Origin of the sequence: Shimia thalassica (assembly GCF_001458215.1) — a bacterium.
GTDB lineage: Bacteria > Pseudomonadota > Alphaproteobacteria > Rhodobacterales > Rhodobacteraceae > Shimia > Shimia thalassica.
On the sequence record NZ_CYTW01000001.1, the window covers coordinates 1110829 to 1134768 of the forward strand.

Genomic DNA, 23940 nt, shown 5'->3' on the forward strand with positions numbered 1-23940 from the left:
ACACGGTGGTTACGCTCCAGAGCGGAAATTGGTTCATCACGACAATTTCAACTTGCTGTGAACCTGTTGTGACCTCATACCGGAAGCCCGCTTGACGCTTTCAAGCCCGCCCAATAGGTTTGGCCAAAGCAACAAGCCGGAGCAGGCATGTCAGGCACACCTCCCCCCTTTGCCCCTTTTGAATGGATGATTGCGTGGCGATATCTGCGTGCGCGTCGGGCAGAAGGCGGCGTCAGCGTTATGACGTGGATCAGCTTGATCGGCATCACGCTCGCCGTTTTTGCGTTGATTGCGACCCTCGCGGTGCGATCCGGGTTTCGCGCGGAATTTGTCGATACCATTCTCGGAGCAAACGCCCACGTCACCGTTTATCAATCCGGTGTCGTCGACAGTGATGGTCGCCTAGATCGCACTATCCAGGATTATGATGCGATGGCCGCTGCTTTGCGGTCGGTCCCAAGCGTGACACGTGCCGCGCCGTTGATCAAAGGGCAGGTGATGTCCAACCTGCGCAGCCGCAATGCAGGGGTGCAGGTTTTTGGCATGAAGGCAGAAAACCTGAAAGAGCTTCCGCGCATTGCCGATCCGCAGAGCGGGCGAGGGGACATCGAGCGTTTCAACGAAGGCATCGCCATTGGATCGGGGGTGGCACAGTCTTTGGGGGCGACGGTCGGAGACAAAATCAAGATTATCTCTCCCAACGGGGTGCGCACGGCGTTCGGGACTTCCCCCCGAGTGAGCGCGTACGAGGTGGTCTACATCTTTTCTGCGGGTCGCTATGACATCGACAACACGCGGGTCTATCTGCCCTTCAAAGAGGCGCAGAACTTTTTCGATCGTGACGGTGTCGCCGATGAAATTGAGGTGATGGTGGAAGAGCCCGAAGCGGTAGAAGACATCGTGCTTGATTTGATCCGTGCCGCAGGCGAGCGGACATTGGTCTGGACATGGAGAGATGCCTCGGGCGGATTTTTGCGGGCGCTTGAGGTCGAGGACAACGTGATGTTCATCATCATGTCCATATTGGTTCTGATCGCCGCGATGAACATTGTGTCGGGTTTGATCATGCTGGTCAAAAACAAGGGCCGTGATATCGGTATTTTGCGCACGATGGGGCTGACCGAGGGCACCGTGTTGCGGGTCTTCTTTATTTGCGGTGCCTTTACGGGTTTGATTGGCACTGTCTTGGGCGTCACGCTGGGGTGTTTGTTTGCGATCTATATTGATCCGATTTTTTCGTTTGTGAATATGGCGATGGGCGGCGGAGTTTGGGATCCCTCCATTCGGGGTATCTATCATTTGCCAGCCAAGCTTGAGCCGGCAGATGTGCTGAGTGCGGTGGTCCTGTCTCTTGGATTGTCCTTTGTCGTGACAATTTTTCCGGCCCGCCGTGCGGCCCGTATGAATCCGGTCGAGGCTTTGCGTTATGAATGATGTCGTGTTGCGCCTGAGCGGGATTGAAAAATTATATAACAAGGGGTTAGCGGGAGAAGTTAACGTCTTGCGCGGGGCGGACCTGACCCTGCGAGCGGGAGAGGTCGTCGCTTTGGTGGCCCCTTCGGGCGCAGGAAAGTCGACGCTTTTGCACATCGCCGGACTTCTGGATGCGCCAGACACAGGATTGGTTGAAATCGGCGGTGAACGCATGGACACCAAATCGGACCGGCGCCGCACAATTGCGCGCCGTCAGGATATCGGTTTTGTCTATCAATTCCATCACTTGCTGCCCGAGTTTGATGCGCTTGAGAACATCGTCCTGCCACAACTGGCCAATGGCGTGTCCAAGTCCGACGCAAGGCATCATGCCCTCGAGTTGATGACCCGTGTCGGTGTCGCAGAGCGTGCAAAGCACCGTCCGGCCGCCTTGTCAGGCGGAGAACAGCAACGTGTGGCCTTCTGTCGGGCCTTGGCCAACAGTCCGCGCGTTCTTTTGGCCGACGAGCCCACGGGAAACCTTGATCCGGCCACATCGGATCAGGTTTTTGGCGCCTTGATGGACCTTGTCAGAGGGACGGGGCTTGCCGCATTGGTCGCCACCCATAACCTCGAGCTGGCCTCGCGAATGGATCGTGTGCTGCGCATGGAAAATGGGCTTCTGACCGACGTGAGTTGACGCGGTATCAACGAGCTTTCTGATTTTTAGTTGTCAAAAGCGAACCTAAATCCGCCCGGCATCTCCAAATCTCTGACGCAACTTGCCGTATGAAAACATTTCGTGGATTTCCCACTAGGCCTGCTGCGTCAACCATACGCCTGCAGCCATAAGACCTATTCCACCCGCGCGTGTCAGGGACAATGGGGATATCTGGGCACCGAAAAGCCCGAAATGATCAATGGCTGCGGCAGAAATCAATTGTCCCAGCAGCACAAAAAACACCGCGTTGCCCACGCCGAACTTTGGCGCCACGAAAGTGATCGACAGGACATAGAACGCCACAAGGAATCCCGCGAGGAACAAGTGCTTTGGTGCGTCCGCAGCCTTGGACAAATGCCCGACGCCGCCTGTTACAAACAACGCGATGACGGTTGTGCCGAGGGCCACACAAAACAGAATGGTTCCCGCAGCGATCGGGGCGCCAAGACGTTGTCCCAGCGCGGCATTCAGGGCAGCAAGCACAGGAATGCCGATGCCTGCAGCCAACATGATGGTTGCATAGGTGGTCGTGGGGCTCATGAACAAATCCTTAGGGTATGAAAAACGTTGCGGTGGCCGTCGCGGTGACTTTTTCCGACGGCAGCGCGGTGAGCGTTGCTTTGCAAAAGATCAGGGATTTTCCGGCACGCACGATTTCCGCCTCGCATCTGATGCTGTCCCCAAGGCCTGGGCGCAGGAATTGCGTGTCCAGATTTGTGGTCGCCACGGGCCGTGCCTCTTGCATTTGGCCGAATGTTGCGAAAACCATACTTGTGTCGGCAAGCGCTGCCAGTGCCTGTCCCGAGACGATACCACCAACGCGGGCAAGATCAGGGGTGATTGGCATGGTCAGCGTGGCGCCCGAGGGTGAAATTGCCTCGACCGTCAGATCCAGAGACTGAACCCAAGGGGCAAAAAGGTCTTTCAGAAACTGCTGAGCATCCTGTGGTGTCAGGCTCATGTGATCCTCCCTCAACGATCCATTTCGACAATGCCGTGCCGCTGCGGGAAAGTCATCACAATATGACCGAGGTCAAAGAGATACTCCGAGATTTTTGGCATGGTCGTTGGTATCAGGAGCGAGGGGGAAATATGCGTCTGATCTGGGGAACTGCGATTGTAGCTGTGGCATGCCTGTTGGTGGCATGTACGCAAATGAGTTTTACGGGCCGGTCTGTCTACGATCATCACTGCGCGTCGTGTCATGGAGCGACCGGAAAAGGGGACGGCGATTTTGCAGACATGCTGTTGATGTTGCCCCCTGACCTGACTGTTCTTGCCGCGCAAAACGGAGGGGAGTTTCCCCGCCTGCGTGTGACCGAGGCCATTCAGGGGAAGGGGCGCGAGGATCACTTTAGCGGGGCCATGCCCGAGTTTGCCGACGTTGCGGGAACCGGCGTTCTGGCGGACCAGCAGCTTGAAATACTGGTGGACTATCTCGAGTCGCTTCAAGTGGAAAACTGATGATCGGAAGGAGACCGACATGAAATGGGTATCCATCGGAATGGGTATCGCGGCGGGCATGGCAACAATGGCCCATGCAGCCGACGCAACGCATGGGCGTGATCTTTATCAAGAGCATTGTGCAACATGCCATGGCATTGATCTGGATGGTAACGGGCCGATGTCGGGTGTCATGATCATCAAACCTTCATCCTTGAACGATCTGACAACGCAGAACAGCGGCGTTTTTCCGGCGGAACGCGTGTCAAAGCGGATTGATGGCCGTGATCCACTTGTCGCGCATGGCAGCCCGATGCCTGTTTATGGCCACTTTTTCGAAGGGCCGAATGTCCGCTACAAAACGGGCTCTGGGGAAAAGCTCAAGTTAAGCCGGCCAGTGGCCGATTTGATGGCCTATCTTGAATCGGTTCAAAAGTGACGCTTAAACTGTGAAAGCGAGCACGCGGCTCACTTCGGTCAGGCCGCGCCCCGATTGCTGCATCCATGTGTTGAAGGCGCTCTGAATCGCCTTCATGGCTGTTTTGGATGTGGCCGGTTTATCAATGACACCTTCCGCGATTAGCCGCGCCGAAACATCCCTGCTCAGGATAAAGGCATCGCGTCCCGCAAAGCGCATGGCATATTGGCCGGTCATTCCGCCCAACCGCGATCCGTTTTTCTTGAGCATCTCGAGCAACCCGATGAAATCCTCGGACGGCCAGCCTCCGATGACCTTTCCCGCGCCGCCGTCCGCACGCAAGCCTTGAAGAAAGTGGGCGTTTTCGATCACTGTCCGGATTTTGGGGCCGTTTCGTACAATTGCGGCATTCGACATAAGCCGGTCCATGTCTTCGTCATGAAGAAAGGCGCAGCGGTCGACATCAAAGCCGTGAAAGGCCTCTTCAAAGCCCTCCCATTTGGCCTCGATGACTTTCCAGCTGAATCCGGCTTGAAAGACGCCTTTGGTAAAAAGGGAAAGCCAACGGTCTTCGGGCAATTGAGACACATTCGGATCCGGCTTCGGGATCATCGCCTCGAGCGCTTCAGGGTCGCCTTTGCGGTCGGCAGCGATATCATAGAGGTCTTGAAAAGAGCGCATGGGTTACCCTTTGAATGTTCAGGCTGAAAGCGGTGTGCGGTGATCGTTCACTCTGCGGGTTGAAAGCCTTCGATCAATTGACGCAGACCCAGTGCCGCGCCTGCAAATATGGAAAGAAAGGTCACAGGGGCGGAAATGGCCAGCAAGGAAAACGCCGTGATCCCCTGGCCAACGGTGCAGCCAATCGCAAGGATGGCACCCGCGCCCATGATGATGGCGCCCACAATCTGGCGTCGCAATTCGCGCGGATCTTCGCAGGCTTCCCAGCGGAAATGGCCCTTGAACATTGATCCGGCAAATGCCCCCAACCAGACGCCCGCAACCGACCCGACCGCAAAGGACAGCGGCCGTACAGATCCGTTCATGGCAAACAGAATGGTTTCGCCAACCGGTGCAGAGAAGCTGTGGGAAACCACCTGCAACCCGTCAAATCCGTTTGTGGCAACCCATTGGCTTCCTGCCCAGCCGGAAATCACGGCCACGGCAACCATGAGGGACCAGAACAAAGCGCCTTTGTCTTGTCGCAATTCCGACGACCAAAGCGCGCCGATCATCATCAAGACACCGATTGTGATGCCGATTGGCGCGACGGACATGCCTGTCCAGTTGCCAATATAGTGGGCAATCCCGGGGGGGACGGGGCTGGTGACGTCAATCTGGGGGAATATCCAGTTGCGAAAGGGGGCGAGGGGCCCAGCGAGGACCACATATGCGGACACGCCCATAACGAGAACGATCACAAAACTGCGCAGATCACCGCCACCAAGACGCGCAATCGCGCCATATCCACAGTTTCCCGAAAGGGCCATGCCATAGCCAAACATCAATCCGCCAAGGATTGATGCGACGGGCATCCACCGGATCGAGAAATAGAAAGAGGTCTCTGCCTCGAGCGCGCCGCCGCCAATCAGCGCAAAACTTCCGACGATGGAGGCGCCAATTGCCAAAATCCACATGCGCATGCGCAAATCGCTGCCGCCATACAAAAGATCTTCGATGGCTCCCAAGGTACAGAATCGTCCCACCCTTGCTGCCAGACCAAGGATGATTCCCCCCAGCAAACCGAAAAGGGCGACCAGATTGCTGTCGCCTAAAGAGTCCAAAAGTGTTTCTAGCAATGCCAGCATGGACCGGAGCCTCCCTCAATGCTCAACCGGTGCTGGTCACGACGTTCTGAGAGTCAGGAAGCGAAGTTATGCGTCTGTATCATTGCAGAAGAGGTCGTAGACCACTTCCAGTATACGCCGCGGACGGTGATCCGCCAATCGGTAATAAATGGTCTTGCCATCACGTCGCGGTACAACAAGCCCTTCAAGACGCAATCGGGAAAGCTGTTGAGAAACAGCGGCTTGGCGCGCTGACAGCAAATCTTCGAGTTCCGTCACGGATTTTTCGCCACTGACAAGGTGGCAAAGGATCATCAATCGACCTTCATGGCTGATTGCTTTCAGGAAATTGGAAGCATTTGTGGCGTTCACCACCATGCGGTCCATTTCTTCATCACTTATGTCATCCGAGAATACCGGAAGCGCCATGGTCTTTCCCCTCGTTAGTCTTCTCGCCTTTTGTTCACGTTAAGGCGTTGCCCACGGATCGCGCTGGCGAAAGGACCAAGCGGAACCGCGTTCCCTGTCCCGGCACATACGTCGATATTGACAGGTTCGGGGCCGGATACACCAAACCCTGCCGTATTGAAACCTGTTCAGGCTTCAAAAGGACGAAGCGTTACCTTGTTGCACCTTCAAAGCCTGCTTTTTCAGCAAGCAATGTTTCGAGGTGCCACCAGAAGAAATCTTCGCCGGGATATCCTTCGAGGCGGGCAATTTCCTTGCCTTCGTCAATCAGGATAAATGTCGGCGTATAGTTTACACGCCGCGCATAAGTCAGATCTTCAGGGGGATGACGCAGTTCTTCTCGCCGCAAGGGTGCGAACTGGCCCGCTTCGGTGTTTGGATACACCGGTGCAATCTCTTCGTTCCACTGCTTGCAGGTATAGCACCCGGTTTGTTCGACCATGACCAGCTCAACCGCCCAAACGGGCAGGGCGGTCGCAGAAGCGAGTGCGATTGCAGAAAGAAAAGAGCGAACTTGCATGAAGCACCTGAATGATGACAGTATTACAAACAACGTAATATGAATATGTGCATAAATCAAGGAAGCCACTGATGCTTGAGATTTCTTTTGCTGGCGCTGCGCTGGCCGGGCTGCTTTCTTTTTTGACACCCTGTGTCCTTCCTATGGTGCCCTTTTACCTATGCTATATGGCGGGAATTTCCATGTCCGAATTGCAGGGCGAAGGTGATATCGCGCCGGGGGCACAGCGCAGGCTGGTGTATTCCTCGGTGTTTTTTGCATTGGGCGTGACCACGATTTTTGTCCTTTTGGGGATGGGCGCCACGGCCCTTGGACAAGCGTTCGCGCAATGGCGCGACCCGTTGTCTTATGTGGCGGCTGCTCTTTTGGCGTTGTTTGGATTGCATTTCCTCGGGGTTTTGAAAATTCCGCTTTTGTACCGTGAAGCAAAACTGGAGAGCACGGCCGAGCCGACAACGATCATCGGGGCTTATGTCATGGGGCTGGCTTTCGGGTTCGGATGGACACCTTGCGTCGGCCCCGCCTTGGCCTCTATCCTGATGGTGGCAAGTGGGATGGGCGACATCTGGCGCGGGGCGTTGTTGTTGTTGGTCTATGGTTTGGGCATGACCGCGCCGTTTGTTTTGGCAGCTTTGTTCGCAAAACCGTTCCTGCGCTGGATGCAGCGGAACCGTAAATACATGTCCCATGTCGAAAAGATCATGGGGGCGATGTTGCTCATCTTTGCTCTTTTGATTGCGACAAACAGCGTGAACCGAATTGCGGACCTGATGCTGCGCTACGTGCCGGGCATGAGCGGCTTGGGATAGACGAATACTTTGAGAGGGAGGACGAACTTATGAAGAAAATGATTACAGCGCTCTGCGCAGTGTTTATAGCAGTCCCCGTTTGGGCGGCCGAGCTTGGGGATGACGGGCTGCACAAGACCGAATGGTTTCGAGACACGTTCAAGGATCTTCAGGAAGACTACGAAGAAGCCAAATCAGAGGGCAAACGTCTGCTGATCATCGTCGAGCAGCGTGGATGCATCTATTGCAAGGACATGCACGAACGCGCGTTTATGGACCCGCGCGTTCAAAAACACCTGACGGAGACCTACTATCCGGTCCAGCTCGATTTGCATGGCGCAAACGAGATGGTCGACACGGATGGAGAGACGCTGGAAGAGCGCGAAGCGGCCCGCAAATGGGGCGTCATGTTCACCCCGACCATGATCTTCATGCCGCCGGAAATCGACTTTGAAAAACCCGCCACCCGACAGGCCGTCGCGGTGATGCCGGGGGCGTTTATGTCTGGTACAACTTACGACATTATGACATGGGTTTCGGAGGAGCGGTATCTGGATCAGTCCGAAGAAGACTTTCAACGCTACCATGGTCGTATGATTCGAGAGCGTAACGATGGAAAGACCGACTAAAGGCTTCCTTCGACCCCTTTGAACAATTATTGCGTGTGGCTTTTCACTTGGAAAATAAGTGAAAAGCCTTTTCTTCTGCGGCAAAACATACTCAATCATTCATGAAAGTGAATTTGATGTTGCGTTCTTACCCAGCGGTAGCCTACGGTATACCGAGCTTACCTAAAAAAGATGGTAGCCTAAGGGAGGAAACATGAAGCTTTCGATACTGACACTGGCGGTTACGCTCACCGCTGGCGCCGCAATGGCAGGGCCCGTAGCGCCTGCGGATGTAGCTTATACCGAAGATGGAGCTGTAGAAGCTTCGCTGTCCGGAATGGCTGGAAACGTAGAAAATGGCTCCAAGGTCATGACGACCAAATCGCTTGGCAACTGCGTTGCTTGTCATCAGATATCGGCGCTGAGCCACGCACCGTTTCACGGTACCGTGGGTCCGTCCCTTGATGGCGTCGCTGACCGTTGGACCGAAGCCGAACTGCGTGGCATTCTGACCAATTCAAAGCTCACCTATGAGGGCACCGTGATGCCGGCATACTATGTTGTGGACGGGTTCACCCGCCCCGGCAACGGCTATACGGGCAAAGCCGCAGAGGGACCGCTTGATCCCCTGCTGAGCGCACAGCAAATCGAAGATGTGATCGCATTTCTGGCTACTCTGAAAGAGTAACAGGCGCGATTTAGGACAATACCCAAGGAGAACAGAGATGGACTTCACGAGACGTGAAACTCTGGCACTCGGTGCAGGGGCAGCGGTGATGACCGTACTTCCCTTCCGTGTGCTCGCTGCGGCCGACGAGGCAATTGCAGCATTTACCGGTGGTGCAGACGTCGCCGAAGGTGGCATCGAGCTGACCGCACCGGAAATCGCCGAGAACGGCAACACCGTTCCTGTGGGCGTTTCTGCGCCGGGCGCAGTATCGATCCTGCTGCTGGCAGCCGGCAACCCGACACCTGGCGTAGCACAGTTCAACTTCGGTGAACTGGCCGCAAGCCAGTCTGCGTCGACCCGTATTCGTCTGGCCGGCACGCAAGACGTTGTCGCTATCGCCCAAATGGCTGATGGCTCTTTCGCAAAAGCATCGTCGACGGTCAAAGTGACCATCGGCGGATGTGGCGGCTAATCAGAGGAGAACGATAACATGGCATCTGGTGTAAAACCCCGCGTCAAAGTCCCCAAAACAGCTGCTGCTGGCGAGGCGATCGTCATCAAAACACTGATTTCACACAAAATGGAGTCAGGTCAGCGCAAGGACAAACAAGGCAACGTTATCCCGCGTTCGATCATCAACCGCTTTACATGCGAATTTAACGGCAAGTCCGTTGTTGATGTGAAACTGGAAGCGGCGATTTCGACAAACCCGTATTTCGAGTTTGAAGCAACCGTTCCTGAAGCAGGTGAATTCAAGTTCACTTGGTATGACGATGATGGCTCGGTCTACGATACGGCCAAAAAAGTCGCGATCGGCTAATGAAGGTCGAATGACCAAGGCACACTCGCCTTGCCCCACCAATGGGGCAGGGCGGTTCCAAGGGAGGAAATGCGATGAAATTCAAGGCAATGACTGCAATTGCCGCTCTGGCGGTTTCGATGCCCGCTCTGGCATTTGCCGATGCGGATGACGATACTCTGGTCGTCAATGGCGAGATCGAGATGATCACCAAGGCGGCCGCACCGGCGCACTTGGCCGATACCCTCGACGAAGTCATTTCGGGATGGCACATGCGGTCGGATGAAACACAGATCATGCAAGCGGATGATTTTGACAATCCGGGTATGATTTTTGTTGAACAGGCAATGGACGACTGGAACACGGTTAACGGCGAAAAAGGCAAGTCCTGCGCGTCGTGTCACGGTGACGTCGAAGAAAGCATGACGGGCGTACGCGCTGTCTATCCAAAATGGAATGACAGCAAAGAAACCGTTTATACCATGGAGATGCAGATCAACGACTGTCTCACCGATGGTATGGGGGCTGAGGCTTGGAAAAAATCCGGCGCAAAAATGGCGCGCATGGAAGCTCTGATCTCGGTTCAGTCGCGCGGCATGCCGATGAACGTTGCGATTGACGGGCCAGCAGAAGCCACTTGGGAGTTGGGCAAAGAGCTCTACTACACCCGGACTGGTCAGCTTGATCTGAGCTGCGCGTCCTGTCACGAAGAAAACTATGGCAACCACATCCGTTCTGACCACCTTAGCCAAGGTCAAACCAACGGTTTCCCTGTTTACCGTTTGAAAAATGCCAAACTGACAACGGCCCATGGGCGTTTCAAAGGCTGCGTACGGGATACCCGTGCCGAAACCTACAAGCCCGGTTCGGACGAGTTTATTGCGCTCGAACTGTATGTCGCCTCACGCGGCAATGGTCTGTCGGTCGAAGCACCTTCGGTCCGCAACTAAACCAACAAGGCCTGCCTCGGAGCACCGGGGTGGGCCTTTGTTACATTCTACAAATTCACACATGCGAATATAATGCATTTGTGAGAAACATCTTTAGAAAGGCGCTTCGTCTATGATCTCTCGTCGCGATTTCCTCCAGGTCTCTATGGCGGCATCCGCCATGGTGGGCGCTTCGGGTTTCGGCAATTGGGCCCGTCTGGCTGCACAGCAGTCATTGACACAGGACGACTTGCTGCAATTTGATACCTTCGGAAATGTCTCGCTGATCCACGTCACGGACATTCACGCACAGCTCAAGCCGATCTATTTCCGCGAGCCAGAGATCAACCTTGGCGTCGGCGAAGCCTATGGTCAGGTACCACATGTAACCGGTGCGGACTTTCGCAAAATGTACGGTATCGCAGACGGGTCACCCAGCCATTATGCGTTGACTTACAATGACTTCACCTCACTAGCGCAGACCTATGGCAAGGTCGGCGGTATGGACCGCGTTTCGACAGTGATCAATGCGATCCGCGCCGACCGTCCGGATGCCCTGTTGCTGGATGGCGGGGATACATGGCACGGGTCGTACACATGTTATCACACCGAAGGCCAGGACATGGTCAACGTGATGAACGCCCTGAAACCCGATGCGATGACTTTCCACTGGGAATTTACGCTGGGCAGCGAGCGGGTCAATGAAATCGTCGAAGGGTTGCCTTTTGCCGCACTGGGTCAGAACATTTTTGACGCCGAGTGGGACGAACCTGCCGAACTGTTTAAGCCGTATAAGTTTTTTGAGCGGGGCGGCGTCAAAATCGCTGTGATCGGTCAGGCCTTCCCATACATGCCAATCGCCAACCCGCGCTGGATGTTCCCCGAGTATTCGTTCGGTATCCGTGACGAAAACATGCAGGCTATGGTCGATGAAGTGCGCGGCATGGGCGCAGAATGCGTTGTTCTGTTGTCTCACAACGGTTTCGACGTCGACAAGAAAATGGCAGGCCGCGTCAAAGGCATTGATGTCATCCTGTCAGGCCACACGCACGATGCTTTGCCAGAGCCGGTTCTGGTTGGTGAAACAATTGTTGTTGCTTCGGGGTCGAACGGAAAATTTGTCAGCCGTGTTGATCTCGACATTCGCGATGGCCGCATGATGGGCTTCCGTCACAAACTGATCCCGATTTTCGCAGATGTCATCACGCCGGACGCGACCATCACCAAGCTGATCGACGAGCAGCGCGCGCCTTACATCAACGAATTGACAGAAGTCATCGGACAGACAGACAGTCTGTTGTATCGCCGCGGCAACTTTAACGGCACGTGGGACGACCTGATCTGTCAGGCGCTGATTGAAGAGCGTGAAGCGGATATTTCTATGTCACCTGGCGTGCGTTGGGGCCCCTCGATCTTGCCGGGTCAGGACATCACACGTGAAGACATCTGGAATGCAACGTCTATGAGCTATGGCGAAGCGTATCGGACCGAAATGACGGGTGAATTCATCCATGTCATTCTGGAAGACGTTGCGGACAACCTGTTCAATGTCGATCCCTATTATCAGCAGGGCGGCGACATGGTGCGCATCGGTGGTATGGGTTACCGCATTGATGTGTCCAAACCACAGGGTGAACGCATCAGCGATATGACATTGCTGAAAACGGGCGAACAGATCGACCCGTCAAAAACCTATCAGGTTGCAGGCTGGGCATCGGTCAACGAAGGCACAGAAGGTCCACAAATCTGGGATGTAGTCGAAAGCTATATCCGTCGGAAAGGCACTGTGCATGTTGAACCTCACGATAACGTAAAAGTCGACGGCGTTTAAACTAACGCTTTGTAATTTAACAAAATACCGGCTGGCAATTGCGCCAGCCGAACAGAGAAATTAAGAGGAGGCATAGCCAGATGACAATGAGCTTCAAAGGCAAACCCTCGCGCCGCGCGTTCCTGAAGGGCGCTGCTGCCGCCGGAGGAACGCTTGCCAGTGCTAGCGTCGCAAAAGCAGCGGGAGATCCGCTGATTACCGAGGTTCAGGAATGGGCCTCTGCAACGGGCGAAGGGGTCGACGCGACCCCTTACGGTCTGCCGATCGAGTATGAATCGGACGTGGTGCGTCGCAACGTGGAATGGCTGACGGCGGACACAATTTCGTCGATCAACTTTACACCGATCCATGCGCTGGACGGGACCATCACGCCACAGGGCTGTGCGTTCGAACGTCACCACTCGGGTGCGATCGAGTTGAAAAAAGAAGACTATCGTCTGATGATCAACGGTCTGGTCGATCAGCCGCTGGTTTTCACTTACGAAGATCTCGAGCGGTTTCCACGCGAAAACCGTGTCTATTTCTGTGAATGTGCGGCCAACACCGGTATGGAATGGGCGGGCGCTCAGCTGAACGGTGCACAGTTCACCCATGGCATGATCCACAACATGGAATACTCGGGTATTTCGCTGCGTTCCCTGTTGGAAGAAGCAGGTCTTGGTGCCGCCGGTGATCTCAAGGACAAATGGGTCTATGTCGAAGGCGCCGATGCGTCATCGAACGGCCGTTCAATCCCGATGGAAAAAGCACTGGATGACGTTCTGGTTGCGTTCAAGGCCAACGGTGAAGCCCTGCGCAAAGAGCACGGATACCCCGTCCGTCTTGTCGTTCCGGGGTGGGAAGGCAACATGTGGATCAAATGGCTGCGTCGCATCGAAGTGACGGACCAAGCCATTGAAAGCCGAGAAGAAACGTCGAAGTACACAGATACGCTTGAAGACGGCACCAGCCGCAAATGGACATGGGTCATGGACGCCAAATCGGTTGTCACGTCGCCCAGCCCGCAATCGCCCATCAAACACGGCAAAGGCCCCTTGGTCATTACCGGTCTGGCATGGTCGGGGCGTGGCGCAATCACCGGCGTGGATGTGTCGGTTGATGGCGGCAAAAACTGGATGCCTGCGCGTCTTGGCGCACCGGGCACAGACAAGGCGCTGACCCGCTTCTATCTGGACTACAACTGGCAGGGCGAAGAGATGTTCCTGCAGGCGCGTGCCAAAGACTCGAGCGGCTATGTCCAGCCCTCCAAATCCGAACTGCGCGAAGTCCGTGGTTTGAACTCGATCTATCACAACAACTGCATCCAGACCTGGTGGGTCAAAGCAAACGGGGAGGCGGAAAATGTCGAAGTTTCTTAAGCTTATTGCGGGAACCGCTCTGGCGTCTTCACTGATCGCCGCACCTGCGCTGGCCGAAAAAATGGGCCTTGGCCGTACGGCGCTGCCTGAAGAGGTCGCAGCATGGGATCTGGATGTTGCCCCTGACGGAACCGGTCTTCCCGTTGGATCGGGTGATGCGCTGGTCGGTGAAGAAGTGTTCGCCGAAGCCTGTGCCATTTGCCACGGCGACTTTGCCGAAGGTGTGGACAACTGGCCCAAACTGGCTGGCGGTGCAGACACGTTGGATCATGACGATCCGTTGAAGACGGTTGGGTCTTATTGGCCCTATTTGTCGACCACTTGGGACTATGTAAACCGCTCGATGCCCTTCGGGAATGCCCAGTCGCTAACACCGGATGAAGTCTACGCAATTGTGGCTTACATCCTGTATTCCAATGACTTGATCGAAGATGATTTTGTTCTGTCGAATGAAACCTTCCTTGATGTGGAAATGCCGAATGCAGGCGGGTTTATCCTTGATGATCGTGAAACATCCGAGGCGCATTTCTGGAAAGCCGAGCCTTGCATGGCGGATTGTAAAGACACCGTTGAAATCACAATGCGTGCGGCGGTTCTTGATGTGACACCTGACGAAGAAGGGGCAGAAGAAGCCGCTGCTCCAGCAGCCGCAGAGGCTGCTGTGGTTGCAGAAGCTGCTGCTCCTGCTGAGGAAGCTGCTCCGGTCGTGGAAGAGCCTGTCGCTGTTGCAGCAATTGATGCGGATCTTGCCAAAAAGGGTGAAAAGGTCTTTAAAAAGTGCAAAGCCTGTCACCAGGTGGGCGAGAAGGCCAAAAACAAAACTGGTCCGGTATTGAATGGCATTATCAACCGCAACATCGCTTCGGTCGACGGGTTCAAATATTCCAAGCCCATGAAAGCGCTTGGGGAAGAGGGCAAAACTTGGACGCCAGAAGAAATGGCGGCGTTCCTGACCAAGCCCAAGAAATATTTGAAAGGCACCAAAATGTCCTTTGCCGGTCTGAAAAAGGAAAAGGACATTGCTGCCGTCACTGAATACCTGAAGACGTTTCAGGAATAAGTGATGCGGCTGGGAGGAGTTGTAATCGCGGTTTGGGCGGCACTTTCGGGTGCCGCCTTTGCCGAAGAAAGTGCCACCGCCATCGGGGACCCCGAGCGCGGTGCAAAAATGTTCAAACGCTGCCAGTCCTGCCATCAGGTGGGGCTGGGTGGTAAGCACAAAGTCGGTCCACATCTGAACGGAATCTTTTTTCGTCCAGCCGCCGCATTTGATGACTATAAGTATTCCAAGGGCATGTACGCTGCGAGAGAAGCAGGTCTTGTGTGGGATGTGGATGGTCTCGGCAATTTCCTTGAGGCCCCGAAAGCAACAGTGCCCGGCACGAAGATGAGCTTTCGCGGGATGAAAAAGGAACAGGATCGCAATGATCTTCTGGCCTATCTGCGGACCTTCTCGGACAATCCACAGGATATTCCGGAAGCGGCACCAACCGCCCGCAAGGTTGAGGTCGAGCTTGCGCCCGAGATTCTCGCGATTGTGGGGGATCCGGACTATGGCGAATACCTGTCGACGGAATGCACAACCTGTCACCAGACCGATGGTGCGTATGATGGTATTCCATCGATTGTGCAGTGGCCCACAGAAGATTTTGTGATCGCCATGCATGCTTATAAAATCAAGCAACGGGAGCATCCCGTAATGCAGATGATGGCCGGGCGTCTCTCTGATGAAGAGATTGCAGCGCTCGCGGCCTATTTTGGAAATTTGGAGTGAGGTCGGTAATTTAGATCAAGGGAGGAAGATCTATGAAATTGAACAGACGTGGATTTATTGGCGCAGGAGCCGCAGTTGCGGCCTCGTTGTCAGCGCCTATGGTGATGGGGGCTGGAAAGCCTCGTGTCGTTGTCATCGGTGGCGGTGCAGGAGGCGCGACCGCCGCGCGTTATATTGCAAAAGGGTCGAAAGGGGCCATTGATGTGACTTTGGTAGAGCCAAGTCGCACCTACTATACCTGTTTCTTCTCAAACCTTTACATTGCCGGGTTCCGGGAGCTGTCTTCGATTGCACACAGCTATGGCACACTGGCGTCGAAATACGGCGTGAATGTCGTGCATGACTGGGCCGTAGGCATCGATCGTGACGCAAAAACCGTATCGTTGGCAGGGGGGGCAAAGCTGTCTTATGACCGGTTGGTCCTGTCACCCGGCATCGATTTTGTCGACGGGGCGGTTCCGGGATGGGACGTGACCAGTCAAAACAAAATGCCCCATGCCTATAAGGCGGGTTCTCAAAGCGAGCTGTTGAAAGCCCAGATTGAGGCCATGCCTCAGGGGGGGACATTTGCTATGGTGGCCCCACCAAATCCCTATCGCTGTCCGCCCGGACCATACGAGCGGGTTTCGATGGTGGCGCATGTTCTGAAAGAGAAGAACCCGACTGCGAAAATCATCATCGCCGACCCCAAGCCGAAATTCTCGAAAATGGCGCTTTTCCAGGAAGGTTGGGGCAATCACTATGACGGGATGATCGACTGGGTCGGATCCGACTTTGGCGGTGACAACGTCGAGGTGAATCCGGATGAAATGACGGTGTCGATTGATGGCGAAGTGACCAAGGTCGATGTGTGTAACGTTATCCCCGCGATGAAGGCCGGCAAAATCTGCGAGATGGCCGGTATCACCGAAGGCAATTGGGCCCCTGTTTCGGGTCATACAATGCAGTCACGTATTGACGAGAACATTCATGTTCTGGGAGATGCCACCAATCAGGGCGACATGCCGAAGTCCGGTTTCTCGGCCAACAGCCAGGCCAAAGTTGCGGCTATGGCCATTCGCGGTGCATTGACCGGATCAAAAGTGTTCCCGGCGAAATTCTCGAACACCTGCTGGTCTCTGATCGATACCGAAGACGGCGTGAAAGTGGGCGCGACCTATGAAGCGACCGACGAAAAGATTGCCAAGGTTGACGGGTTTATCTCGAAAACCGGCGAGGGGGCTGAGCTTCGCAAAGCCACCTATGAAGAATCGGTGGGTTGGTATGCCGGAATTACGTCAGACATGTTCGGCTGACTAAGGCGTGATCTGAAAAAAAATGCGGGCGGCCCTTGTGTGGGGCTGCCCGTTTTCGTTCCGGACGTTGAATTGAACGCGCTAGCGTCCTTTGTGTCAGCTTCAGCGGGGGCGCTGCCCCCGGGACCCCCGGGATATTTCGGGCCAGAAGAAGAATTTGACGGGGCATTTGGGGGAAAGGCCTCGCAGAAGGTTTATCATCTGTTTCCCTGAAATTTGCCTGCTGCCCTTGCAGCCCCCTGAGGGCGACACTAAGACTCTGTAGGTGGGCTTTGGGCACACTTACGGATGCGAACAACAGGCAGGCGGATATGAACGACCCTTTAGAGACATATATGAATACTCTGGTGCCAATGGTGGTCGAACAGACCAGCCGTGGCGAACGCGCTTATGACATTTTCTCGCGCCTGTTGAAGGAGCGGATCATTTTCCTGAATGGACCTGTCCATGACGGCATGTCGAGCTTGATTGTCGCACAGTTGCTGCACCTTGAGGCGGAAAACCCGTCGAAAGAGATTTCGATGTATATCAACAGCCCCGGTGGCGTGGTGACGTCCGGTTTGTCGATTTACGACACCATGCAGTACATCCGTCCAAAGGTATCGACCCTTGTGATCGGGCAGGCTGCTTCGATGGGGTCGCTTTTGTTGACCGCTGGCGAAGCCGGAATGCGCTTTTCGCTGCCGAACAGCCGCGTGATGGTGCACCAGCCCTCGGGCGGGTATCAGGGGCAGGCGACGGATATCATGATCCACGCTGAAGAGACCTTGAAGCTGAAGCGTCGCTTGAACGAGATTTATGTCAAGCACACCGGCCGGACCTATGAAGAGGTCGAGCAGGGGCTTGAGCGGGACAACTTTATGTCACCGGAAGAAGCAAAAGATTGGGGTTTGATCGACGAGATCGTCGAAGCCCGGTCCAAAACGGACGAAGAAGACAGCTAAGACAAAGCGCCCCTGAGCCACGAACTTTGGGGCGCTTTGCACATTGTACTCGGATTGAGGCTGGCCTAAGCTGGATCAAATACGGGGCTTTGACGGACATTTTTCCCCCGGAATCACATTCGGGCCTGAAAGGTAGAATATGGCGAGTAACTCTAGCGACAGCAAAAACACCCTTTACTGCAGCTTCTGCGGCAAAAGCCAACATGAGGTGCGTAAACTGATTGCTGGTCCAACCGTGTTCATCTGTGATGAATGCGTCGAACTTTGCATGGACATTATTCGCGAAGAAACCAAAGCGTCGGGTTTGAAGGCCTCTGAAGGTGTGCCGACACCGTTGGAAATCTGCAATGTCCTTGACGATTACGTGATTGGTCAGGCTTTGGCCAAGCGGGTGCTGTCAGTGGCTGTGCACAACCACTACAAGCGCCTGAACCACGCTCAGAAGTCTGGCGATATCGAGTTGGCGAAGTCGAATATTCTTCTGATTGGGCCAACCGGTTGCGGTAAAACGCTTTTGGCACAGACACTTGCGCGTATTCTGGATGTGCCGTTCACAATGGCCGACGCGACGACGCTGACCGAGGCCGGTTATGTCGGGGAAGATGTTGAGAACATCATCCTGAAGCTGTTGCAGGCCTCTGAATACAATGTCGAGCGCGCGCAGCGTGGCATCGTCTATATCGATGAAGTCGACAAGATTACGCGTAAATCCGAAAACCCGTCGATCACGCGGGACGTGTCGGGCGAAGGTGTTCAGCAAGCGCTGCTAAAACTGATGGAAGGCACGGTTGCTTCGGTGCCGCCGCAAGGCGGACGCAAGCACCCGCAGCAGGAATTCCTGCAAGTGGACACAACCAATATCCTGTTCATTTGTGGCGGCGCCTTTGCGGGTCTGGACCGGATCATTGCGCAGCGTGGCAAAGGCTCTGCTATGGGCTTTGGCGCGGACGTGCGTGACAACGACAGCCGCGGTGTTGGCGAGATCTTTAAGGATCTCGAGCCGGAAGACCTGCTGAAGTTCGGTCTGATTCCCGAATTTGTCGGACGTTTGCCGGTTCTGGCGACCCTCGAAGATCTTGATGAAGACGCTCTGGTGACCATCCTCACACAGCCGAAAAACGCATTGATCAAGCAGTATCAACGCCTGTTCGAACTGGAAGACACCAAGCTGTCCTTTACCGATGACGCATTGAGTGCAATTGCCAAGCGCGCCATTGAACGCAAGACAGGGGCGCGTGGTCTGCGGTCTATTCTTGAGGATATCCTGTTGAACACGATGTTCGAACTTCCCGGTATGGACAGCGTGACCGAGGTGGTCGTGAACGAAGAGGCCGTGAATTCGGATGCGAATCCCCTGATGATTCACGGAGAAGCGGAAAAAGAGCCTGCAAACGTCGGCTAAACCGTTGTTCAAATCCTAAAAATTTGAGTGCCCATGGCTTTATGCTGTGGGCATTTTCTTTGCACATGTGCGTTTTGATACAGCAGAGGCTGGATTCCGCTGCGGGGATGGATGCGGCCAATGCGCCACTGGACCTTTGGTGCGGGGTAGGGCATACACACAGAAGCAATTGCGGAGGCATCCATGGGCATTCTGAGCGGTATCAACAGCTTGTTCACTTGGTGGAACGGCGGAACCCTGAACACACGGCTTTATACGAACCGTAAGGGGATCAAGGTCGGTGAAGATGACCAGGGCAACACCTATTATCACAACAAAGACGACAGCAAACGCTGGGTGATGTTCAACGGTGAAGCCGAGGCAAGCCGCGTGTCTGCAGACTGGCATGGCTGGCTGCACCGCACGTTTGACGAAATTCCCTCTGAAAAGCCGCTGGCCCACAAACCGTGGGAAAAGCCGCATCAGGAGAATCTGACCGGAACGGCATTGGCATATGCGCCGGCTGGTTCGTTGCGTCAGGCAGGTACAAAAGAACGCCAGGACTACGAAGCCTGGGTGCCTGAATAAAAGCGGAGTTCCATCATGTCGGCCGTTAAAACGGAAGTCGCCGTTGGCGCAGGCGTTGTCGCCATTGCTGTTGGTTTTCTCATTTATGCCGGACAGGTCACGGGTCTGTCCGCAAGCACCGCTGGATACCCTTTGACGGCCTCTTTCAGGTCGTTGGAAGGGGTGTCTGTCGGCACGGACGTCCGCTTGGCAGGTGTGAAAATCGGATCTGTGACGGGCATTTCCTTGAACCCGCAGACCTTTCGTGCCGATACTGAATTCACGGTTTTGTCCGGGATCGAGTTGCCAGATGACAGCGCAATCGTGGTGTCCTCTGAGGGGCTGTTGGGCGGGAATTTCGTAGAAATCCTGCCGGGTGGCTCTCCTTTCAATCTCGAGGCGGGCGCGGAAATTGAAGATACGCAAAGTTCGGTGAGCCTTGTTGGTTTGTTGATGAAGTTTGTCGCCGGCGGAGACAGCGAATGATCCGCGTTGCGCTGGCGCTTTGTTTGACAGCTTCGGTCGCCTTTGGGCAAACCATCACAGTCGAAACCTTGGATCCCGACTCGGCCCCTCAAATCGTCATCATGCAGCCTGATCCGGAACTTGAACTGTTTTCCCTTCAGCGGGAGCTGGGTACGGTTCAGTCTGAAGTGTTTGTGCCCGCCGTCAAAGGCACAGGGGCGATGCTGCGTGGATTGGACAAGCTGAACGGCGAAGTGGTCGATTTCGAACTCGACAACGGCTTTAGCATTATGTTCGGCGGCCTGCGTGTCGACCTTGGACAGTGCCGTCACCCCGAAGACAATTCAACCGGCGAGGCCTATGCCTTTCTGACGATCCAGGAAGGGCGTGAGAGCTCTGTTGATCCTGCATTCCAGGGGTGGATGATTGCCTCGTCCCCAGCGCTGAATGCGCTGGATCACGCGCGTTATGACGTTTGGGTCCTGCGTTGCAAAACGGCGTCTTCTGCCGAAGGCAACTGAATTCCTGTAATATTTGCAGTGCCACGCACAGCGTCTGCAAGCAGGGCGTGATACGACGCACGGCTGATCTCGATTGCCCCTAGCGAGGCAAGATGCGGCGTTATGAATTGCGTATCAAAAAGCGTGAACCCACAGTTACGCAGATGCGCACAGAGATAGGCCAGCGCGATTTTGGACGCATTGGTGCGCTTTGAGAACATGCTTTCCCCAAAGAACGCAGACCCGAGTGTGACGCCGTACACGCCTCCGACCAAGATTGTGTCTTCCCAAACCTCGAGGGAATGGGCGCAGCCGAGTTGATGCAGGCTTTGATAGAGGTCTCGGATTTCTGCGTTGATCCAAGTTTCTTCGCGATCCGCGCACCCGTCAACCACCTCCAGAAAGTTCTCGTTTAGCGAAATACGGAAGGGGCTTTTGCGCAGAGCTTTGGACAGCGATTTGGAAACATGAAACGCGTCTAGCGGGAAGACGCCACGCTGGTGCGGGTCGACCCAGAAGATTTCCGGATCGTCCCTGTGTTCCGACATGGGGAAGACCCCCACGGAATAGGCGTGCATCAACAGCGCGGGTGTAAGCCCTTCGTCATTGGGTTGCACGCCGTGGGGCATTAGCCCTCGGCCAGATTGGTTTCCAGCCAGTGCTCTAGCCAGTGAATGTTGTAATCCCCTGTCAGGACATCGTCCTCGGCCAGAAGCGCGTGGAACAGTGGTACCGTGGTATCCACGCCATCCACGATCAACTCACCCAAGGCACGGTTCAGCCGTGCCAGAGCCTCTGGGCGGTCCCGACCATGTACGATCAGTTTGCCAATCAGAGAATCATAGAAGGGCGGGATGGAGTACCCGTTATAAAGCGCCGAATCCATGCGCACGCCCAATCCGCCAGGGGCGTGATAGGCTGTGATCTTGCCGGGGCAGGGAGAGAAGTTCGGCAAGCGCTCTGCGTTGATCCGCACTTCAATCGCGTGTCCGTTGATTTCAAGGTCGTCTTGCCCGAATGACATCGGTTGACCCGCTGCGACAAGGATTTGTTCGCGGACAAGATCGACACCAAAGATGGCCTCGGTAACGGGGTGCTCAACCTGCAAACGTGTGTTCATTTCGATGAAATAGAACTCGCCGTTTTCGTAGAGGAATTCGATTGTTCCGGCGCCGATATAATTGATCGCAGCAACCGCATCGGAACAGACTTTTCCGATTTGGGCGCGCTCTTCGGGAGAAATACAGGGGCCTGGGGCTTCTTCAAAGACTTTCTGGTGACGGCGCTGCAACGAGCAGTCGCGTTCGCCCAGATGTACGGCATTGCCTTTGCCGTCGCCAAACACCTGAATCTCGATGTGCCGTGGCGTGGTCAGATACTTTTCAATATAGACCTCGTCATTGCCAAAGTTGGATTTCCCCTCGGCACGGGCGGTCATAAAGGCGCTTTCCATGTCGGCGGCTGTGGCGGCAACTTTCATGCCGCGCCCACCGCCACCGGCAGTGGCTTTGACGATGACAGGATAGCCCATCTCGTCACCCAGCCGCTTGGCCGCCTCAAGATCGGGAACCCCACCGTCAGATCCGGGCACACAAGGCACACCCAGTTTAATCATCGTATCTTTGGCGGTGATTTTATCACCCATCACCCGAATATGTTCGGCTGTAGGGCCAATAAAGGTCAGGCCGTGATCCTCGATGATCTGAACAAAGTTGGCATTTTCCGACAAAAATCCATAACCGGGATGGATCGCCTGGGCGCCAGTGATTTCACAAGCGGCAATGATTGCGGCCATGTTGAGATAGCTGTCCGTACCCGGAGGGGGGCCGATACAAACTGCTTCGTCTGCCATGCGGACGTGCATCGCATCTGCGTCGGCGGTCGAATGAACCGCGACAGACTTGATGCCCATTTCGCGACACGCGCGGATCACGCGCAGGGCGATTTCTCCACGGTTTGCGATGAGAATTTTATCAAACATGTCTGCGCCTTACTCGATGATGACCAGCGGTGCACCAAATTCTACCGTGTCGCCATCACCCACAAGAATGCGTTTCACCGTTCCCGATTTGGGCGCGGGAATGTGGTTCATGGTTTTCATGGCTTCCACGATCAACAGGGTGTCCCCTTCCGAGATGGATGCTCCAACGCTCACAAAAGATGGCGCGCCGGGTTCGGGCTGCAAATAGATTGTACCAACCATCGGGGATGTAACCGCACCGGGGTGGCTGGCGGGATCATCCGTTGCAGGTGCTTCAAAAGCCGAGGGTGTCGCAGCTTCTGGTGCAGCCACGGCAACAGGTGCGGCAGCAGCGGGGGCCATGACAGCGGCGGCAACTTGCGTCTGGCGGCTGACACGAACATTCAGGCTGTCGTCGTCACCATATTCACGCTTGACCTGAAGTTCGGTCAGGTCGTTTTCCCGCAGAAGTTCTGCCAATGCCTTGATGAAGGCAACATCGTTGTCGTGGTTCGTATTGCTCATGTGTTTTGTCCCCTGCAGCGCATCCCATGCGCGGTTGAGTCTTTTTGGGTTTCCCTTGCGTCGCCTTATAGGTCAAAGCGACGCCAGAGAAAAGCGCGTGCGCACCGGTTCATTTGGACATGACTAGTACAAATTACGAGGGGAATTTGTACAATTTGGTCACTTAATGCTTACAAAGGCATTCCGGACAGCTTTGCAACCAGTTCTGCCAATTTTCGTGCGCCGAATTTACGAAGTAGTCGCGCGCGATACTCTTCGACGGTCCGGTAAGACAGTTTCAGCTCTAGACCGATTTCCTTGCTGGTCAATCCGCGACAGGTCAATATTGCGACCTCGCGTTCACGTTGGGTCAGCTCGACAATCGGGCGTTCTTCCGAAAGATCCGCAAATGACCAGATGCCTCTTTGAAAAGGGTTTTCAGGGGTAAGGGACTGGCCTCGGACACGGCACCAGAACAGGGTGTCGTCCTTGCGTTTCATCACGCGTTCGTCGTTATAGCGTCCTGTTGCGCGCATGGCGGTCAATCCACGTTCCCCGATCGAATGAAAATCCTCTTCCGAGGCATAGAATTCGCCGAGCGACACCCCAACACATTTGGCAGGTTCCTGGTGAAACATATCGCCAAACGCATTGTTGCATCGTCGAATGATCCGGTTTTCAAGTACAGCCAGCCCGACAGGCGCAAATTCAAAGGCAATCGCATCAAGTTCCATGCGCACACCATGCACGTAAGCCGACCAAAGGCCAAGGCCGCAGTATTACTACGAATTGCCAGT

Annotated in this window: 30 protein-coding genes; 20 read left to right on the forward strand and 10 right to left on the reverse strand. The window is 55.0% G+C overall.

Annotation, left to right across the window (positions count from 1 at the left end):
• Window positions 1–147 precede the first annotated feature (147 nt).
• Both PH7735_RS05100 and PH7735_RS05105 read left to right on the forward strand, forming a co-directional pair.
• Window positions 148–1434 carry a lipoprotein-releasing ABC transporter permease subunit gene (locus tag PH7735_RS05100; protein ID WP_058310208.1) on the forward strand — a complete coding sequence of 429 codons (1287 nt, stop codon included), beginning with the start codon at window positions 148–150 and terminating at the stop codon, window positions 1432–1434.
• Window positions 1427–2113 (forward strand): ABC transporter ATP-binding protein, encoded by a 687-nt coding sequence (locus PH7735_RS05105; protein ID WP_058310209.1) that lies wholly within the window; start codon window positions 1427–1429, stop codon window positions 2111–2113. Before PH7735_RS05100 ends, PH7735_RS05105 begins: the two co-directional genes overlap by 8 nt.
• Window positions 2114–2227: 114 nt before the next feature.
• On the opposite strand, the gene PH7735_RS05110 is transcribed toward PH7735_RS05105, so the two are convergent.
• The gene (locus PH7735_RS05110; RefSeq protein WP_058310210.1) at window positions 2228–2674 is read right to left on the reverse strand and encodes a DMT family transporter; all 447 of its coding nucleotides are present in this window, start codon (window positions 2672–2674) and stop codon (window positions 2228–2230) included.
• A 10-nt stretch (window positions 2675–2684) separates the two neighbouring features.
• Complete coding sequence (locus PH7735_RS05115; RefSeq protein WP_199534970.1) at window positions 2685–3095, reverse strand: PaaI family thioesterase; 411 nt, start codon at window positions 3093–3095, stop codon at window positions 2685–2687.
• 131 nt (window positions 3096–3226) lie between these two features.
• On the opposite strand from PH7735_RS05115, the gene PH7735_RS05120 reads away from it, so the two are divergent.
• Both PH7735_RS05120 and PH7735_RS05125 read left to right on the forward strand, forming a co-directional pair.
• On the forward strand, window positions 3227–3598 hold the full coding sequence (locus tag PH7735_RS05120) for a c-type cytochrome (RefSeq protein WP_158503184.1): 372 nt from the start codon (window positions 3227–3229) through the stop codon (window positions 3596–3598).
• Between the two features lie 19 nt (window positions 3599–3617).
• Window positions 3618–4016, forward strand: a complete 399-nt coding sequence (locus PH7735_RS05125) for a c-type cytochrome (RefSeq protein WP_058310212.1) — start codon at window positions 3618–3620, stop codon at window positions 4014–4016.
• 3 nt (window positions 4017–4019) lie between these two features.
• On the opposite strand, the gene PH7735_RS05130 is transcribed toward PH7735_RS05125, so the two are convergent.
• The 4 genes from PH7735_RS05130 to PH7735_RS05145 form a co-directional block, all read right to left on the reverse strand.
• Window positions 4020–4676, reverse strand: coding sequence for a DNA-3-methyladenine glycosylase I (locus PH7735_RS05130; RefSeq protein ID WP_058310213.1), 657 nt, complete (start codon window positions 4674–4676; stop codon window positions 4020–4022).
• Between the two features lie 47 nt (window positions 4677–4723).
• Window positions 4724–5803, reverse strand: coding sequence for a YeeE/YedE family protein (locus PH7735_RS05135; RefSeq protein ID WP_145865263.1), 1080 nt, complete (start codon window positions 5801–5803; stop codon window positions 4724–4726).
• Window positions 5804–5869: 66 nt separating this feature from the next.
• The gene (locus PH7735_RS05140; RefSeq protein ID WP_058310214.1) at window positions 5870–6211 is read right to left on the reverse strand and encodes an ArsR/SmtB family transcription factor; all 342 of its coding nucleotides are present in this window, start codon (window positions 6209–6211) and stop codon (window positions 5870–5872) included.
• Window positions 6212–6401: 190 nt separating this feature from the next.
• Window positions 6402–6770 carry a thioredoxin family protein gene (locus PH7735_RS05145; RefSeq protein ID WP_058310215.1) on the reverse strand — a complete coding sequence of 123 codons (369 nt, stop codon included), beginning with the start codon at window positions 6768–6770 and terminating at the stop codon, window positions 6402–6404.
• Window positions 6771–6841: 71 nt separating this feature from the next.
• On the opposite strand from PH7735_RS05145, the gene PH7735_RS05150 reads away from it, so the two are divergent.
• The 16 genes from PH7735_RS05150 (at window position 6842) to PH7735_RS05225 (ending at window position 20700) form a co-directional block, all read left to right on the forward strand.
• A complete protein-coding gene (locus PH7735_RS05150; RefSeq protein WP_058310216.1) occupies window positions 6842–7579 on the forward strand; it encodes a cytochrome c biogenesis CcdA family protein in 738 nt (245 codons plus the stop codon).
• Between the two features lie 29 nt (window positions 7580–7608).
• Complete coding sequence (locus tag PH7735_RS05155; RefSeq protein WP_058310217.1) at window positions 7609–8187, forward strand: thioredoxin family protein; 579 nt, start codon at window positions 7609–7611, stop codon at window positions 8185–8187.
• A gap of 193 nt (window positions 8188–8380) precedes the next feature.
• Complete coding sequence (gene soxX / locus PH7735_RS05160; RefSeq protein ID WP_058310218.1) at window positions 8381–8854, forward strand: sulfur oxidation c-type cytochrome SoxX; 474 nt, start codon at window positions 8381–8383, stop codon at window positions 8852–8854.
• A gap of 37 nt (window positions 8855–8891) precedes the next feature.
• Entirely contained in the window at window positions 8892–9308 is a 417-nt protein-coding gene (soxY, locus tag PH7735_RS05165; protein WP_058310219.1) for a thiosulfate oxidation carrier protein SoxY, read from the forward strand.
• Between the two features lie 18 nt (window positions 9309–9326).
• On the forward strand, window positions 9327–9656 hold the full coding sequence (soxZ, locus tag PH7735_RS05170) for a thiosulfate oxidation carrier complex protein SoxZ (RefSeq protein ID WP_058310220.1): 330 nt from the start codon (window positions 9327–9329) through the stop codon (window positions 9654–9656).
• Window positions 9657–9730: 74 nt separating this feature from the next.
• Window positions 9731–10585 (forward strand): sulfur oxidation c-type cytochrome SoxA, encoded by an 855-nt coding sequence (gene soxA, locus PH7735_RS05175; protein ID WP_058310221.1) that lies wholly within the window; start codon window positions 9731–9733, stop codon window positions 10583–10585.
• Window positions 10586–10697: 112 nt separating this feature from the next.
• Window positions 10698–12395, forward strand: coding sequence for a thiosulfohydrolase SoxB (gene soxB, locus PH7735_RS05180; protein WP_058310222.1), 1698 nt, complete (start codon window positions 10698–10700; stop codon window positions 12393–12395).
• An 80-nt stretch (window positions 12396–12475) separates the two neighbouring features.
• A complete protein-coding gene (gene soxC / locus PH7735_RS05185) occupies window positions 12476–13753 on the forward strand; it encodes a sulfite dehydrogenase (RefSeq protein ID WP_370737384.1) in 1278 nt (425 codons plus the stop codon).
• The gene (locus PH7735_RS05190) at window positions 13737–14813 is read left to right on the forward strand and encodes a c-type cytochrome (RefSeq protein WP_058310223.1); all 1077 of its coding nucleotides are present in this window, start codon (window positions 13737–13739) and stop codon (window positions 14811–14813) included. The genes soxC and PH7735_RS05190 overlap by 17 nt, the downstream gene beginning before the upstream one ends.
• Window positions 14814–14816: 3 nt before the next feature.
• Window positions 14817–15527: a c-type cytochrome gene (locus tag PH7735_RS05195; protein WP_058310224.1), complete on the forward strand. Its 711-nt coding sequence runs from the start codon at window positions 14817–14819 to the stop codon at window positions 15525–15527.
• A 32-nt stretch (window positions 15528–15559) separates the two neighbouring features.
• The gene (locus PH7735_RS05200) at window positions 15560–16822 is read left to right on the forward strand and encodes an NAD(P)/FAD-dependent oxidoreductase (protein WP_058310225.1); all 1263 of its coding nucleotides are present in this window, start codon (window positions 15560–15562) and stop codon (window positions 16820–16822) included.
• A 311-nt stretch (window positions 16823–17133) separates the two neighbouring features.
• Window positions 17134–17766, forward strand: a complete 633-nt coding sequence (locus PH7735_RS05205; RefSeq protein WP_058310226.1) for an ATP-dependent Clp protease proteolytic subunit — start codon at window positions 17134–17136, stop codon at window positions 17764–17766.
• Between the two features lie 139 nt (window positions 17767–17905).
• Window positions 17906–19168 (forward strand): ATP-dependent Clp protease ATP-binding subunit ClpX, encoded by a 1263-nt coding sequence (gene clpX / locus PH7735_RS05210; protein ID WP_058310227.1) that lies wholly within the window; start codon window positions 17906–17908, stop codon window positions 19166–19168.
• Between the two features lie 183 nt (window positions 19169–19351).
• Window positions 19352–19735: an NADH:ubiquinone oxidoreductase subunit NDUFA12 gene (locus PH7735_RS05215; RefSeq protein ID WP_058310228.1), complete on the forward strand. Its 384-nt coding sequence runs from the start codon at window positions 19352–19354 to the stop codon at window positions 19733–19735.
• Window positions 19736–19750: 15 nt separating this feature from the next.
• On the forward strand, window positions 19751–20200 hold the full coding sequence (gene mlaD / locus PH7735_RS05220) for an outer membrane lipid asymmetry maintenance protein MlaD (RefSeq protein ID WP_058310229.1): 450 nt from the start codon (window positions 19751–19753) through the stop codon (window positions 20198–20200).
• Entirely contained in the window at window positions 20197–20700 is a 504-nt protein-coding gene (locus PH7735_RS05225) for a DUF2155 domain-containing protein (protein ID WP_082645133.1), read from the forward strand. Before mlaD ends, PH7735_RS05225 begins: the two co-directional genes overlap by 4 nt.
• Here the strand turns inward: PH7735_RS05225 and aat are convergent.
• The 4 genes from aat to PH7735_RS05245 all read right to left on the reverse strand — a co-directional run bounded on the left by aat (window position 20646) and on the right by PH7735_RS05245 (window position 23877).
• A complete protein-coding gene (gene aat / locus PH7735_RS05230; protein WP_058310230.1) occupies window positions 20646–21308 on the reverse strand; it encodes a leucyl/phenylalanyl-tRNA--protein transferase in 663 nt (220 codons plus the stop codon). The genes PH7735_RS05225 and aat overlap by 55 nt on opposite strands.
• Window positions 21308–22660 (reverse strand): acetyl-CoA carboxylase biotin carboxylase subunit, encoded by a 1353-nt coding sequence (accC, locus tag PH7735_RS05235; protein ID WP_058310231.1) that lies wholly within the window; start codon window positions 22658–22660, stop codon window positions 21308–21310. The genes aat and accC overlap by 1 nt, the downstream gene beginning before the upstream one ends.
• A 9-nt stretch (window positions 22661–22669) precedes the next feature.
• Window positions 22670–23164 (reverse strand): acetyl-CoA carboxylase biotin carboxyl carrier protein, encoded by a 495-nt coding sequence (accB, locus tag PH7735_RS05240; RefSeq protein WP_058310232.1) that lies wholly within the window; start codon window positions 23162–23164, stop codon window positions 22670–22672.
• A gap of 170 nt (window positions 23165–23334) precedes the next feature.
• A complete protein-coding gene (locus PH7735_RS05245; RefSeq protein ID WP_058310233.1) occupies window positions 23335–23877 on the reverse strand; it encodes a helix-turn-helix domain-containing protein in 543 nt (180 codons plus the stop codon).
• Window positions 23878–23940 lie beyond the last annotated feature (63 nt).